The following is a 15,127-nucleotide window of genomic DNA, read 5'->3' on the forward strand; positions in this document are numbered from 1 at the left end:
AATGCCTCACTTTTTAGTTGGTTGTTTTTGCTGTTTTCCGATACTCATTTTTACCAAAAGTACGAATTGGCTCAGTATCTACTTTATTTAGAATATTATATTTGCGGAATAATATAGTAAGGATAAATGGAACAACTATCGTAATCAACATACAGAATGCAAAAATTGTAAAATATTTTGGATTAATTGATAGAATACCTGGAATCCCACCGACACCAATAGAATTGGCCATTACACCACTTGAAACTGAAACAACGGCAGCAATCGAAGACCCTATCATTGCAGCTACAAAGGGATATAAATATTTTAAATTAATCCCAAACATGGCAGGTTCAGTTACACCAAGATAGCAGGAGATAGTCGCTGGAATGGAGACTTGTTCTTCTTTTTTATTGCCACGATGTAAGAAAATTACTGCTAAAACTGCAGAACCTTGCGCAATATTAGAGAGAGCGATCATTGGCCAGAGATTGGTACCACCAAATTGGCTCATAAGTTGTAAATCAATCGCATTTGTCATATGATGCAAACCAGTGACGACTAGAGGCGCATATAAGAAGCCAAATAAAGCAGCGAATAGCCAGCTTAGCCCACCAGTTAATCCCGCATATACTACGTCCGAGATGGCATCACCAATTTTCCAACCAATTGGTCCAAGGATGACGTGAGCCGCTAGAACGGTGGGTACGAGCGCAAAAAACGGAACAAATATCATCGAAATTGCATTTGGAATAAATTTCCGTAGCCAAATTTCAAGATAGGCCAACATAAATCCAGCCATAATTGCTGGTATAACTTGAGCTTGATAACCAATCATTTGTACTTGAGCAAAGCCAAAATCCCAAACTGGAATATCGCCAGCTTTTGTCTCAACAACACTGTAGGCATTAAGTAATTGCGGGGAAACAAGTGTTAAACCAAGTACAATCCCGAGAATTTGTGTTGTTCCCATTTTCTTTGCAATAGACCATGTAATTCCAACAGGTAAGAAATGAAATACGGCTTCACCTATAAGCCATAAGAAGCTATAAACACCAGCCCAAAATGGATAAACATCTACAATTGTTTTTGTACCTTCTTCTAAAAATTTAATATCACCAATAACATTGCGAAAACCTAAAATTAGTCCCCCAACCACAATAGCTGGAATTAATGGAGTGAAGATTTCTGCTAGACCAGCAAGCATTCTTTGCAGTAAACTCATATTTTTCTTTGCATCTACTTTGGCATCATCTTTATTAACGCCTTCAATACCACTAATTTTTGAAAATTCATTATAAAAAATAGCAACATCATTACCAATAATTACTTGAAATTGCCCAGCCTGTGTAAATGTCCCTTTTACAGCTGGAATGTCTTCAATTGCTTCAATATTCGCATTATCTGGATTGTGTAAAACGAAGCGCATCCTTGTAGCGCAATGCGTAACGGATGAAATATTTTCTTTACCACCAATTAAATCTAAGAGCGTTTTTGCATCTTTTTGATAGTCAACCATAAAACTTCCTCCTTTTTAACTTGTATATACAAGTTGTTCGCCATTACTATACTATAAAAAAATTGAAAGCGCAACCACTTTTTCTATGATAAAATAAAAAAGAAGAGGTGAATTTAATGAAACATATTAGAACGGCGGCAATTATACAGCATAAAGACAAAATTTTACTACATTCAGCTCAAAATGAAAATTATTGGACACTTCCAGGTGGAGCGGTGGAGGAAGAATCTACAAAAGAGGGGTTAATCCGAGAAATGATGGAAGAATTAGGTGAAGCGGTCGAAATTAAGGAATTAAAAATCATTGCGGAAAATCAGTTTTTCTATCGGGGAAATAAAATCGATAGTGTGGAGTTTTACTATCAGGTTGAATTATTACCGAAAAGTCTTTTAATTGAAAAAGAATCATTTGTAAGAACAGAAGCATTTGGACAGTTTGGAGATCAGCCATATGAGTTAATGTTTAAATGGTTTAATCTAAATCAGTTGGATAATCTAGTACTATTACCAGCGTTTCTTGCTACTGAATTACAACAAATGGAACCAAATCAGATGAAACATATTGAACAGCTTACATAAAAAAAACCACGAAATTTGATTTTCGTGGTTTTTACGTTTATTTTGTTAAAGAAACAAGTGTAATTTCTTTTTTACTAATATCTAAAAATGGTAATTTAACTCTTGTATCCAAGCAGTAAGCATTATAAAGTAATGGTTTTAAGGTGGTAGTAGAACTTTCTACTTGTCTGACGAAGCTACCAATCTCTTGATATAAAATCTCGATATTTTTTAGACTACCAATTTTGGAATCAATGCGGTTTTCACTAACATTAACATTAGAGTTAGTTACTTTTTCATTAAATTCATCATTGATTGCATCTTTTGTACGTTCTATTCTGGTAAATCTTGTATCTTCCCAATCAATTTCAATAATGTGACAGTCATCTAGCTGTAAAAAATCACCAGTCCAAAGTTTTCCATCAATTTCGACAATCATTTTAGTTTCTGGGAAAATTTCTTTATTACGGTATTTTTTTAGTAAATAATCATACATTTGTAATTGCGCTAAACAGTTATCCATGTGTGTCATCTCCTTATGGAAATAGTATACCATATTGTGATTATGTGAACAATCTTATCCATGTAAATGAATAGTTGGAACTGTAACTTTTTAACTAGTTATACAAAAGTCCTAATATAATTGCTTCGAATAGTGAAAATAAATCCTCGATGTTATACTAAATATAAGATGAGCTGGGGGGAAGACTTATGTATAAAGAAATAAAATTAAAAGCAGCTGATGGATTGAATTTGCATTTACATATATGGGATAAAGTAGAAAATCCAGTCGGCATTGTTCAAATTGTTCATGGAATGGCTGAGCATGGTGCAAGATATAGCCTATTTGCAGAACGTTTAAATCAAGCTGGTTATATAGCAGTTGCCGATGATCATCGTGGTTTTGGTAAATCTGCTATAGACGAATCTGACTTAGGTCATTTAGACGGGGAATCAGGTTTTAAAAATATGCTAGAAGATGAAGTAATGGTAAAAGACTATTTAATGAAAACTTATCCAGAGTTAACTTATTTTATATTTTCACATAGTATGGGGAGTTTTTTAATGAGAAATTTTGTTGCAAAATATGAAGCAGATGGAGTAATTTTTTCAGGTAGCGGTTTGCAACCAGATGTATTACTAAAGATGGGGCAACTCATTACAGCGAAGCGAATTAAAAAAGATGCAATGAAACGAAGCGGCTTTCTCAATAAGTTGGCATTTTGGGGATATAATAAACCATTTAATGAAAATCATCGTTTCAGTTGGCTTACAAGAGATGTATCTAGTTATAATGCATATGAAGAAGATCCATTCTGTGGTCCTGTCATTGGAACAACAGGTTTCTTTCATAGTCTGTTTGAAGCAGTGAAAATTAGTCAACAAACAGAAACATATCAAAATGTGCCCAAAACATTGCCGATATTATTACTATCAGGAAGTGACGATCCAGTGGGACATTTTGGAAAAGACATACCCAAAATTGCTTTAGCCTTTGAAAAAGCAGGAGTAGAAGATGTAACATACAAAATATATGAAAATGCTCGACATGAATTGGTAAATGAACTTTGTAAAGAAATTGTTTTTCAAGACGTAATAAATTGGATGAACAATAAAATAAAACAAAGAGCAGTCTAGTTGTTAGGCTGCTCTTTGTTTTTAATTTCTAATTTGTCCATCTCCAAAAATGATATATTTAGTAGATGTTAGTTCTGCTAATCCCATAGGACCACGTGCATGAAGTTTTTGTGTGCTAATACCAATTTCTGCACCAAATCCCATTGCAAAACCGTCAGTAAAGCGAGTAGAAGCGTTGATATAAACAGCAGCAGCATCAACTTTTTGGTGGAACGATTGGCCAGTCGCATAATCATTTGAAACTATTGCTTCTGAATGTTTGGTACCATATTTATTAATGTGCGCAATTGCCTCATCAGCGGAATCAACTACTTTTATAGCTAAAATAAAGTCTAAAAACTCATCTTCCCAGTCAGATTCTGTTGCTACTTTGGCATCAGTTAAGATTGCTCTAGCTCTTTCATCAGCTCGTAGTTCTACTTGATATTTATTTAGTTCGGCTTCCATTTCTGGTAAAAATTTCTCAGCAACATCACGATGAATGAGTAAAGTTTCAGCAGAATTACATACAGAAGGACGAGAACATTTTGCATTTACTAAAATATCAATTGCCATTTGTTGTTCAGCGCTTTTATCTACATATATATGACAATTTCCAGTACCAGTCTCAATCACAGGAACTGTAGCATTTTCAAGAACAGTTTGAATTAATTTAGCTCCTCCGCGCGGGATAAGTACATCTAAAAAACGATTAAGGCGCATCATATCTCGAGCTGTTTCTCTTGAGGTATCTTCAATTAATTGGACACTAGCGCGCGGGAAACCTGATGACTCAATAGAATCTTGAATAACAGACATTAAAGCTGTATTGGAGTTTATTGCATCGCTTCCACCACGTAGAATAACAGCATTACCAGTTTTAAAACAAAGCGCAGAAGCATCCACAGTGACATTTGGCCGAGATTCATAAATAATCCCTATAACACCAAGTGGGACTCTTGTTTTTCCAATTGTTAATTCTGCTTCATTTTTCCACATATGGATTACTTCACCAATAGGATCACTAAGCGTTACTACTTGCTGAACAGCATCTGCTATTTCCTTGATACGTTCCTCAGTTAAACGTAATCTATCAATCATCGTTTCTGGTGTTCCTTTTTGCCGCGCCTGGGTAATATCTTTCTCATTTTCTTGAAGGAGTTTGGCTTTGTTTTTTAGCAAATCGGTACTTAATTGCAGTAGCGCTGTATTTTTTTCTTTTGTACTAGCCTGTGCTAAAAATGTTGCAGCTTCTTTTGCAGCCATGCCTTTCTTTATGAGTTCAGTCATGCGAATATTCCTCCTTTGGGCTAGCGAATAGTGTTCCAATTGATTTGCCTTGCATAATATCAAAAATAATGGCAGGATTTTTTCCATTGGTTAAAATCATTTTTTGACCAGCATTGATGCAGTAGGAAGCAGCTGAAAGTTTTGTTAACATACCACCAGTCCCAAATTCTGATCCTTTTCCTCCAGCAAGTGTTTCCATTTCAGGGGTAATTTGTTTTATTTCTGAAAACATAACTGCATCTGGATTTGTTGATGGGTTCGTTTCGTAAAAACCATCAATATCAGATAACATAATAAGTAAATCCGCTTTAACTAACTTAGCTACGATTGCAGAAAGGAGGTCATTATCACCGTATTTTGTAACATGCTCAAGTTCCTCTACAGCCACGGTATCATTTTCATTAACAATGGGGATAATCCCGCTGTTTAAAAGACTTTCTAGTGTATTCATCACATTTTCACGACTAATAGGAAAGTCGGTCACATCACGAGTAAGCAAAACTTGTCCAACCACTTGTCCATATTCACCAAAAAATTTACTATAAATATGCATTAACTCGCTTTGACCAACGGAAGCAACTGCTTGCTGTTCTGGAATAGTAACTGGTCTAACCGGGAGTTGCAATTTGTGACAGCCAACGCCAATTGCACCAGAAGAAACGAGAATTACTTCTTTTCCTTCATTTCGTAAATCAGATAAAACCATTGCTAATTTTTCAATCGTGCGTAAATTAATATGGCCATTTTCATACATCAATGTACTTGTACCAACTTTAATTACTAATCGCTTGCTATTTTTCAAAGATTCGCGCATTTCTATGACCCCTCTGCTAAATAGATAATACTTCTATTTTACATGAAAATCGGGATATGTCTACATTAGTTATCGTTTTAAAAGCAGAATACCTAGCTTCATTTCTTAAAAATGCATATAAAAAGAGTGCTAAGAAGGTATTATTCTTAGCACTCTTTAAAATTATTTAGCTGTTTTACTTGCAGCGGATATAGCAGATACTTGTTTTAGCCCTCTACTAATTAGCTGTAAAATAACAAACCAAACAATGATAATTAACACAATTTGTTTAAATGCAATTGCTGGAAGTGGGTTTAACGGACAATCCCATACAAAATGAAGTAAAATCGGGATTATAAATAATTTCCAGAATGTACCAGTAAAGATATGTTGCATACCTAGTTTTTGGTCTCCTTTAGCAATAACAAGCGCTGCCCCAGTTATTGCTGCCCAAACCACATGACCACCGATAGACTGCCAGCCACGACTGAAAATCACATTAATCATTGTTTCGCCAGCAATATGAATATCTTTAAATAAAAATGCAGCATCCACACTATAATTAAATGCATAACCGAGCGATTCAAAGGCAGCAAATCCAGCGCCAACAGCTGCTCCAATTAGTAAACCATTTAAAATATATTTAGAATTTAATGAGCGAATGAATAGTGCTACAATAATCATTTTTCCAGTTTCTTCAATAAAACCAACTAAAAGAGCATTAAAATAATTCAATTTACCAACTGGAATAATCGAATAAATAATAAGTGTTGCAACTAATGCTGCTACTCCTCCGATAAAGAACATGCGAACAACATCAAAAACACTAATATTACGAGGTGCATTCGTTTCAAAAAAGAATAGTAACACAGAAAATGGTACAGCGAATGAACCAATCACCATAAGACCAGGGATAGTATTGCTATTATCAAATAAATATGTACATGCAAGAAGTAAGAAATAAGTGATGATTAAAACTAAGAACACTCTTGCAAATACCCATGGATGTGGCCAAGTATGCGGAATGTCACTAGTTGCTGGAGTGGTATATTTTGTCCCAGCGATAAATACTTTTTCTCCTTCTTCTTTAGTGTGTTTTTTGAAAACAGACGAAAATAAGTCTCCAATTTTTAATTCTGAATTCCCGCGGCTTTGAACACGTTGGTGCAATTCTGTTTGTTTAAAGGCTACCCACTCTGGATGAGGGGATTTTTGAACTAAGGTAGTGTCGTTGATTTCCTTTTTTTTGTACAGAGTAACCATCTCTAGATTAGTAAAAGGTCCAACTTTCTGTTCATTCTTTTTGAAGTACCATTCTGACAAATGAAACTCCCCCTTTGTATTTTATTTTTACAACTTTAATTATTCCCGATAATAAAAGATGTTAAACAAAAATTAGCAATTAATTATTTAATTTTTTTGCTTGCTCGTAAATAAAATCAAGGGAGTCAGCTAGATAATGTGTAGTTTTATCTGTTAAAGGTTGACCGTCAAACTTTAAGTCATCTTCATATTTTAAATCTTCACTAATTTTCATGATCCTTTTTGCAATTTCTTTTTCACTCTCAAGTTCACTAGGCGCATACGTCGGTAAGCTATGTTGCCCTAGTAAATAATCAACACTAACATCATAGAGTGTGGCAATTTGTGTGACCATTTCCAAATCTGGTTCGCGAATACCATATTCCCAATTGCCGTAAGTAGATGGTGCTTTTAAACCAAGTCTTCTAGCTGTTTCTGCTTTCGACCAGCCTTGTTTTTCTCTGAGCAGTGTAAGTCTATTACTTAAATTTGGCATTGTTTCACTCCTTTTTGTTCGATTATACAATATCTTACTCAATTTAGCTATAATTTAACACAAAACGAATTATTTTGCAATTGACATACCCTTACCGAGTTGGTATTATTGTATTAACAACTCAAACTGTGTAGATAAGAAGAAGATAACATGAAAACAGTAGACACTAGAAGCATTAATACGGATAAAATTCGAGAGCTACGATTACAACGGGGAATTACACAGGCTTTTATCGCAAGGAAGATGGGATATAAGTACACTAGCGGTTACAGTAACATAGAAAAAGAAACAGTAAGACTTTCACATCAAAATGCAGTTATTTTAAGCGAAATTTTAATGTGCGATTTAAAATGTTTTTACGAATGAAATAGAGAAAGAGACATAAGAGATAAAGATAATATCCCTTAAGACACGGGGAATATGGAAAAATAATGAGAAGGCACACGTTTTGAGTGCTTTCTTTTTTTTTATAAAAACATTCAGTTAGGAAGGGAAGTTATTTATGTTTAGAGGAGCGAGAACTGGCTGATTAACAAAAAGTAGCACCGATTATTAGTGTGTGGATGATAGGAAAATTCCATAACATATTTAGTTTTCTTGCTCCATGTTTTTCCTAGTGTTTCCATTTGTGAATGATATAATAAGAACAGGAGAATGGACGCCTAACAAAAGAAGAGAGGATACGAATACATGCAACGGGAGGAAAAACCATGAGTATCGATATGTACGTATCAAAATCCAAAGCCCAAGCAACGAGTACAAGCCAAGTTTGCCAACAACACTTGGAAGGCTATGAAGCACTCCAACAAGCGATTAGTCAGTTTACGCTAGAACCTTTTTTAAAAGGAAAAGCATATGACTCGGCCAAAGCTTATTATAGCACCGTGCTTTACCCCCTTGTGCAGGGAGGGATTTTATTAACAGAAGCGACCGAAGCAGCCGTCAAAAAATTCCCAGAACGTTACCAAAGTGAAGTAGACAGTGGGGATCTCACACAGTCTGAACTGGAAGAACAAATACGACGAGTCAATGAACTCATCCACCAAGCGAATGACCTTGAGAATCAAGTGAGGCAATCCCCATTATCCGAAACAGATCAGCGCATGCAGCTACAATTTAATCAGGCTCTAAAGGAAGTGTATCAAACGAGTAAACAAGAATTAGAAGAGAAACTTCAAATAAAGATTTTGACAATATGGAATTAAGTGATGTGAAAAATATAGACACAAAATATGGACCCGGAAAAGTTGGGAAAATGAAAGATGGAACTGTTGTTTCGCTGAGACCAGGTAGTAATACTGGCGGGACTACAGTAGAAATTAGAATATCAAGTAAGAAAATTATAAAAATTAGATATTGAAGGGAGTAAAATTATGGAAATATGGAAAGACACATTCATTAAACAAATACCCAAAGATGAATATACTATTGATTTGAATAATGGAGAAGAGGAAGGTTTAAAAATAGTATTGAATGGTGAAAATGATGGTCATAAAGTTTTGTTAGATTTTGGTGCTGTGTCTTCTTACAGGCTGTTGGATGAAGGAATTGTTTTAAATGAAAATCTTTTTAATCAAGATGAAGTTGAAAAATATAAAAAAGATAATTTTCAAAGCACAATATATAAAATTGAAAATGGTGAATTTTCAAAGTTTATTAATGGCATTAGTAACGATATGTTTGATGTATATGATATGAAACACTTTATGATTATTACATTGAATTATGTGATTGAGGTCGTTAGCTCCTTTGAACCAACGATAGAAATATTAAACGAAGAATAGGTATAAAGACAGTTTGGTGTATATCAAACTGTCTTTATATGTAATTGTTCTGAAACTCAATTAGAATGGATAAGCGAAGTATTTGAAGATATATCAGAAAATCTACAAAGTGAAGATTTTATTGATACATTAGAAAAACTTCAAAAAAATTTCCAGATTTAGATTTGGAGATGGATATTTCATACGCGAAGGAAGCATTGAATAATTAAATTAGTAAAGTAAAAAGGCTCTTTACTATCTAATTGGTGTCGGATAGTAAAGTGCTTTTTTATTTTAAGCGAGATTGACAAAGTGGAAATTGATTGTAATCGTTTCTTTTTCTACATTAGAGCTAATTTAGTCCCAGAGGGCTATTTAGTAAAAGAGGAATGAAGTATAATATGTAAAGCAAAACGGTCATATACATATTTAAAAGATAGGTTTCCCACTTTAAGAAAGCCAGTGGGGCTGGAAAAAGATTGGATATTAACATTAAAAAATTTGAAATTAAGAATAAACATTTGAATAGTTCAACTGCTAAGCGAGCTAGAAAGTTTAATGTTTCTTCAGCAGAAGAAGCTAATAAAATAGTTCAAGACGCATTAAAAAATGGAAAACTTGTAGAAACTATACCAAATGGAATAGGGAGCCAAGGACAAAATTCTTTTTCTAGTATTATTGATACAAGGAAAGTTATTGGAACCAAAGGGGAAACACATATAAAAATAGTTTATGATGAATTAAAAAATGTGTGGACTACCTATCCTGTCCCAAAACCTTAAATAGGAGGTAAGCAAAGTGATTGATAAGCAAATAATAAATATTTTACAATCATATAAAAAGCAACAAATATTTAAAATAGAGGACTTCTTACTTTCTGAAATTGATGAAGATAATTTACAAGAAACAATAGATTTTGTAGTTTCTGATGATGTTGGTAAGAAATCTAATTTTAGTGATGAATTATATGATGGGAACGAGTACGAAGGTGTATTTTTAGAAGGTAATCAATATTTATTATCTAGTTCAGAAGGAAAAGTAATAATAATTGATATGTTAAGTGAGGCTCATGGTGTTAATATAAAAGATACTCGAGTTCAATTTGATGAAGAAAATTTTATCAAACTAATCACGAACAAAAAAGAAATTCTTAATTGGACTAAAAATTATAAAATGGATAAGTAAATAAAATAAAAAATGCACTTTACTATCTAATTGGTATCGGATAGTAAAGCCTTGAATAATAAGTCTAAGCTCATTATTCAAGGTGCCAATAGCTAACAAAAGCTAGATGTTTTATTGTACAAAAATTCAAAGAACTTTTCTAGTCTTTTCGAATGTTTATTTGAAGCAATATCAGCTAAATTGAAGACTACTGAAACGGTACTAGTGGGCCAACCACTGATACCGTTTTTCATGTATCAAAAATTAAAGGAGTGAAAGAAATGATTCAAACAGAAAATAAGTAAGAGCTCACCAGAAAATACCGTAAAACATGATAAATGGGCAGGAAAAGATGGGGGATTAGGGAATATGTTAGCCCAAGCAAAAGACGTTGACCCGGTGAAGGTGATTTTTTAAAATTTTACAACAAATGAAATAGAGGAAAAAACCTACAGCATAAAGAAAAGTTACTTATGTTCAAGGGAGTGAGGTCAGACTAAAGATACAATTGACAAAAAGTAGCACCAATCTCATTTTAAAGCAATAATGGTTAAAGAAAACATGATAAAGGCCGCGATTACATATTGGAGTTTTTTTGATTTTCTAAAATGAAAAATGAATCAGTAATTAATAAAGGTTAAGCGGATCCTTAGTAAGAATATTTATAAGAATTAGCCACTAAAAACCCCCTTGACAGAACCAAACTATCCAAGTAGAATAAACCAAACAAAATCAACCTATTTTGCTAAAATTGGTTAGAATTTTTACAATTAGGGTAAATCCAATAAGAATAAATAAAGTTTTTTCAACTAAAAGGAGATAAAACAATGAATGGAAGTGGCGCTTTTTTTCCAGTAAGTGTTAAAAAATTTTTGGAAAAAGGGATTGCTTCGTTGTCAGAAGATGAGTTAATGAGCACGCTAAATTATTTGGAAAACGCGTATCATCAAGAACCTTGCAACGAAGAAATTGTACATAGATTAATTAAGTTTTATAATCAAACAGATAAAACGAAGAAAGCACAAGAAATAGGGCAAAACTTTTTAACAATGAATGGCTATAGTAAAGAAATTTTAGGAGAACTATCCGTTACTTTTATGAAAGAAGATAATATGGATACCTACTTTACTTTAGTACGACATTATATGGAAGAAGAACAAAGCGAGCCGAACGAACCAATGGCGGATAATGTGATTCAGTTCCCCAAAAAGTTTGTTTCTCGAAAAGATATTCGCGAATTTGCATCTTGGCAAACAGCGGAGCAACTTGAATTTTTACAAGAAGCTAGATTTTTAGAAATTGATACATTTTTACCAGTTTTTAAAAATTTCCTAGCTGATGAAAATTTTTCGCCATTTGTACAGTCAATGATTTTTGAGCTAATGCAAGAAAAAGAAGTAGATGAAGAAATACAAGTGCGAAAAATAGCGAAAACAGGCTTTTTTAATCCGACAACTGTACCTATGCTCGCAGAAAATGATTTTGCACAAGCTTTATTTGCTGGATTAACAGAAGAACTAGAAAATAGCAACCCTAGTTTACTGGAGCAGGTTTTAGGTATCATACAACAACATTTATTTTTGCTCTATCCATTTGAGCTAGAACCAAAAGATTCCGAAATATGGGTGAGTGCATATTACCAATGGGCAAATGCTTTGTATGGTGATAGTAGTGTTCTTTCGGATAATGTAAATCCTAGCAGCGTAGAGGAAGCAATTTTGTTTATTGAAGAGTTGGAAATAAGGCAGCAAAATTATTTAATATAATGATATTTGTTGTTTTCAAGTCAGGGATATCTGTGTTATTATTAATAAGTATGGCTGAAACTTGTCATGAGAGTAATTAAATTTGATCTAAATAGATGATGGAGGGAATTATACCATGTCAGTAAAATGGGAAAAACAAGAAGGTAATGTTGGAAAACTTACTTTTGAAATTGAACAAGAAAAAGTAAAAGAAGGTTTAGATAGAGCTTTCGTAAAAGTACGTAAAACTCTTAATGTGCCTGGATTCCGTAAAGGAAAAGTTCCACGTCAAATTTTCAATCAACGTTTCGGCGAAGAAGCTCTTTATCAAGATGCACTTGATATTTTGCTTCCAGAAGTATACTCTGCAGCAATTGATGAAGCTGGAATCGATCCAGTTGACACTCCTCAAGTAAACATTGAATCTATGGATAAAGGTGAAACTTGGGTATTAACAGCAGATGTCACTGTAAAACCAGAAGTTAAACTTGGAGACTATAAAGGTCTTGAAGTAGAAAAACGTGAAACAGAACTTACAACAGAAGAATTAGAAGAAGAATTGAAACAATTACAAGAGCGTCAAGCTGAGTTAGTTGTAAAAGAAGATGCCCCAGCTGAAAATGGCGACACAGTAATTCTTGATTTTGAAGGATTCAAAGATGGTGTAGCTTTCGAAGGTGGACAAGCTGAAAATCATTCGCTAGAACTTGGTAGCGGACAATTTATTCCTGGCTTTGAAGAAAAATTAGTTGGTTTAAAAGCTGGCGATGAAGCAGATATTGAGTTAACTTTCCCAGAAGAATATCATGCGGAAGATTTAGCTGGACAACCTGTAGTTTTCAAAGTGAAATTACATGAAATCAAAACAAAAGAAGTTCCTGCTCTTGATGATGAACTTGCAAAAGACATTGACGAAGAAGTAGAAACTTTAGATGAACTAAAAGAAAAAATCTCTAAACGTTTACAAGAAGCAAAAGAAGATTCTGTAGCTCAAGCTAAGCAAGAAGAAGTGATTGCTAAAGCTGTTGAAAATGCAGAAGTGGACATTCCACATGCAATGGTTCATCATGAAGCAGATCACTTAATGAATCATTTTGCACAAGATCTACAAGCTCAAGGATTAACTCCTGAATTATATTACCAATTTACTGGTCAAACAGAAGAAGCAATGCATGCACAAATGGAAAAAGACGCTGAAAAACGCGTAAAAATGAACTTAGTGCTTGAAGCAATTGCTGAAGCAGAGAATATTGAGCCAACTGAAGAAGCTATTGATGAAGAAATTGCAACATTAGCTGAAAAATATGGTATGGAAAAAGATGCAGTTCGTGCCGCACTTGGTGACATGAGCGAACTTAAATCAGATCTTAAAATCCGTAAAGCTATTGATGTATTATTAGATAGCGCTGTGGAAAAATAAGCCAAAGTTGATTTAATAATTTCATTCAAAAATGAAGGACATGAGTTATACTCGTGTCCTTCTGAATGTAGAAATATGAATACAGATGATTGGCATTTCTATAAAACAAATGCTATTATTAACACACATAGGAGATGAAAAATTCACCTATATGAAACATACCTATGCGAAGGGGTGAAATATTATGTTTAAATTTAACGATGAAAAAGGCCAACTTAAATGCTCCTTTTGCGGAAAGACTCAAGATCAAGTACGTAAATTAGTGGCTGGTCCAGGCGTTTATATTTGTGATGAATGTATCGAGCTTTGTAACGAAATTATTGAAGAAGAGCTAGGTGTTTCTGAATTTGTTGATTTTGGTGAAGTGCCAAAACCACAGGAAATTCGTCATATATTAAGTGATTATGTTATAGGGCAAGAGCGTGCCAAAAAGGCTCTTTCTGTAGCTGTTTATAATCATTATAAGCGTGTTAATTCTAATGAAACTAAAGAAGATGAAGTAGAACTTTCAAAAAGTAATATTTGTTTAATTGGCCCAACCGGTAGTGGTAAAACGCTACTTGCTCAAACATTAGCGCGAATTCTTAACGTTCCATTTGCAATTGCAGATGCGACTTCACTTACAGAAGCTGGTTATGTCGGAGAAGATGTAGAAAATATTCTTCTTAAACTTATTCAATCAGCAGACTACGATGTGGAAAAAGCCGAAAAAGGTATTATCTACATTGATGAAATTGACAAAGTTGCTCGTAAATCTGAAAACCCATCTATTACTAGAGATGTTTCCGGTGAAGGCGTTCAACAAGCTTTACTGAAAATTTTAGAAGGGACTGTTGCAAGTGTTCCTCCACAAGGCGGTAGAAAACATCCTCATCAAGAGTTAATTCAAATTGATACAGGAAACATTCTATTTATCGTTGGTGGAGCATTTGATGGAATTGAGCAAATCGTAAAAAATCGAATGGGTGAGAAGGTCATTGGATTTGGTACGGATAATGCAAAACTCAAAGAAGACGAAACTTACTTGTCTCGTGTTGTTCCAGAAGATTTACTGAAATTCGGTCTAATACCTGAATTTATTGGTCGTTTGCCAGTAATTGCAACTTTGGAACAGTTAGACGAAGCAGCATTAGTTTCTATTTTAACAGAACCAAAAAATGCGCTAGTAAAACAATATAAACGCATGTTAGAGCTAGATGATGTAGAACTTGAATTTGAACCTACTGCATTGATAGAAATTGCGAAAGAAGCGATTGAACGTAAAACAGGTGCACGTGGTCTTCGTTCTATTATTGAGCAAATTATGCTAGAAGTAATGTTCGAAATTCCTTCTCGTGATGATATTACAAAATGTATTATTACTGAAAAAGCAGCACGTGGGGAAGAAGAACCACAACTACAATTAGAGGATGGTTCCATAATTCCAATTAAAACATCAGCATGATTTTAGATGCGCGTCATAATTGGCGCGCATTTTTCTAT

17 protein-coding genes are annotated in these 15,127 nt (G+C 34.0%); 11 read left to right on the forward strand and 6 right to left on the reverse strand.

From position 1 onward, the window contains the following. Window positions 1-13: 13 nt before the first annotated feature. Complete coding sequence (treP, locus tag HCJ45_RS00575; protein WP_187123707.1) at window positions 14-1,498, reverse strand: PTS system trehalose-specific EIIBC component; 1,485 nt, start codon at window positions 1,496-1,498, stop codon at window positions 14-16. Window positions 1,499-1,614: 116 nt separating this feature from the next. Between treP and HCJ45_RS00580 the strand changes: the two genes are divergently transcribed. Further along, window positions 1,615-2,076, forward strand: coding sequence for an NUDIX hydrolase (locus HCJ45_RS00580; protein WP_187123708.1), 462 nt, complete (start codon window positions 1,615-1,617; stop codon window positions 2,074-2,076). Between the two features lie 37 nt (window positions 2,077-2,113). Here HCJ45_RS00580 and HCJ45_RS00585 read toward each other — a convergent pair whose 3' ends face one another. Then, complete coding sequence (locus HCJ45_RS00585) at window positions 2,114-2,578, reverse strand: hypothetical protein (protein ID WP_185349498.1); 465 nt, start codon at window positions 2,576-2,578, stop codon at window positions 2,114-2,116. Window positions 2,579-2,766: 188 nt separating this feature from the next. On the opposite strand from HCJ45_RS00585, the gene HCJ45_RS00590 reads away from it, so the two are divergent. After that, the gene (locus HCJ45_RS00590) at window positions 2,767-3,693 is read left to right on the forward strand and encodes an alpha/beta fold hydrolase (RefSeq protein ID WP_187123709.1); all 927 of its coding nucleotides are present in this window, start codon (window positions 2,767-2,769) and stop codon (window positions 3,691-3,693) included. A gap of 21 nt (window positions 3,694-3,714) precedes the next feature. On the opposite strand, the gene HCJ45_RS00595 is transcribed toward HCJ45_RS00590, so the two are convergent. From HCJ45_RS00595 to HCJ45_RS00610, 4 genes are all read right to left on the reverse strand, one after another. Then, window positions 3,715-4,962, reverse strand: coding sequence for a glutamate-5-semialdehyde dehydrogenase (locus tag HCJ45_RS00595; RefSeq protein ID WP_187123710.1), 1,248 nt, complete (start codon window positions 4,960-4,962; stop codon window positions 3,715-3,717). Further along, window positions 4,955-5,776: a glutamate 5-kinase gene (gene proB / locus HCJ45_RS00600; RefSeq protein ID WP_185349492.1), complete on the reverse strand. Its 822-nt coding sequence runs from the start codon at window positions 5,774-5,776 to the stop codon at window positions 4,955-4,957. The genes HCJ45_RS00595 and proB overlap by 8 nt, the downstream gene beginning before the upstream one ends. A 162-nt stretch (window positions 5,777-5,938) precedes the next feature. Then, window positions 5,939-7,078, reverse strand: a complete 1,140-nt coding sequence (locus tag HCJ45_RS00605; RefSeq protein ID WP_185349490.1) for a PrsW family glutamic-type intramembrane protease — start codon at window positions 7,076-7,078, stop codon at window positions 5,939-5,941. Window positions 7,079-7,157: 79 nt separating this feature from the next. Next, window positions 7,158-7,553, reverse strand: a complete 396-nt coding sequence (locus HCJ45_RS00610) for a helix-turn-helix domain-containing protein (protein ID WP_187123711.1) — start codon at window positions 7,551-7,553, stop codon at window positions 7,158-7,160. Window positions 7,554-7,703: 150 nt separating this feature from the next. On the opposite strand from HCJ45_RS00610, the gene HCJ45_RS00615 reads away from it, so the two are divergent. From HCJ45_RS00615 to clpX, 9 genes are all read left to right on the forward strand, one after another. Beyond that, a complete protein-coding gene (locus tag HCJ45_RS00615; RefSeq protein WP_187123712.1) occupies window positions 7,704-7,919 on the forward strand; it encodes a helix-turn-helix domain-containing protein in 216 nt (71 codons plus the stop codon). A gap of 344 nt (window positions 7,920-8,263) precedes the next feature. Further along, window positions 8,264-8,758 (forward strand): T7SS effector LXG polymorphic toxin, encoded by a 495-nt coding sequence (locus tag HCJ45_RS00620; protein WP_222717870.1) that lies wholly within the window; start codon window positions 8,264-8,266, stop codon window positions 8,756-8,758. 5 nt (window positions 8,759-8,763) lie between these two features. Beyond that, complete coding sequence (locus HCJ45_RS00625) at window positions 8,764-8,913, forward strand: hypothetical protein (protein ID WP_187123713.1); 150 nt, start codon at window positions 8,764-8,766, stop codon at window positions 8,911-8,913. 13 nt (window positions 8,914-8,926) lie between these two features. Continuing rightward, window positions 8,927-9,337, forward strand: coding sequence for a hypothetical protein (locus HCJ45_RS00630; RefSeq protein ID WP_185380634.1), 411 nt, complete (start codon window positions 8,927-8,929; stop codon window positions 9,335-9,337). Window positions 9,338-9,795: 458 nt separating this feature from the next. Continuing rightward, window positions 9,796-10,098, forward strand: a complete 303-nt coding sequence (locus tag HCJ45_RS00635) for a hypothetical protein (RefSeq protein ID WP_187123714.1) — start codon at window positions 9,796-9,798, stop codon at window positions 10,096-10,098. A gap of 16 nt (window positions 10,099-10,114) precedes the next feature. Continuing rightward, window positions 10,115-10,501 carry a hypothetical protein gene (locus tag HCJ45_RS00640; RefSeq protein WP_187123715.1) on the forward strand — a complete coding sequence of 129 codons (387 nt, stop codon included), beginning with the start codon at window positions 10,115-10,117 and terminating at the stop codon, window positions 10,499-10,501. An 806-nt stretch (window positions 10,502-11,307) separates the two neighbouring features. Beyond that, window positions 11,308-12,246 (forward strand): hypothetical protein, encoded by a 939-nt coding sequence (locus HCJ45_RS00645; protein WP_187123716.1) that lies wholly within the window; start codon window positions 11,308-11,310, stop codon window positions 12,244-12,246. A gap of 115 nt (window positions 12,247-12,361) precedes the next feature. After that, the gene (gene tig / locus HCJ45_RS00650; RefSeq protein ID WP_187123717.1) at window positions 12,362-13,645 is read left to right on the forward strand and encodes a trigger factor; all 1,284 of its coding nucleotides are present in this window, start codon (window positions 12,362-12,364) and stop codon (window positions 13,643-13,645) included. A 184-nt stretch (window positions 13,646-13,829) separates the two neighbouring features. Continuing rightward, a complete protein-coding gene (clpX, locus tag HCJ45_RS00655; RefSeq protein ID WP_185380862.1) occupies window positions 13,830-15,089 on the forward strand; it encodes an ATP-dependent protease ATP-binding subunit ClpX in 1,260 nt (419 codons plus the stop codon). Window positions 15,090-15,127: the final 38 nt, after the last annotated feature.

The sequence above is a fragment of the Listeria immobilis genome, assembly GCF_014322845.1.
Lineage (GTDB): Bacteria > Bacillota > Bacilli > Lactobacillales > Listeriaceae > Listeria > Listeria immobilis.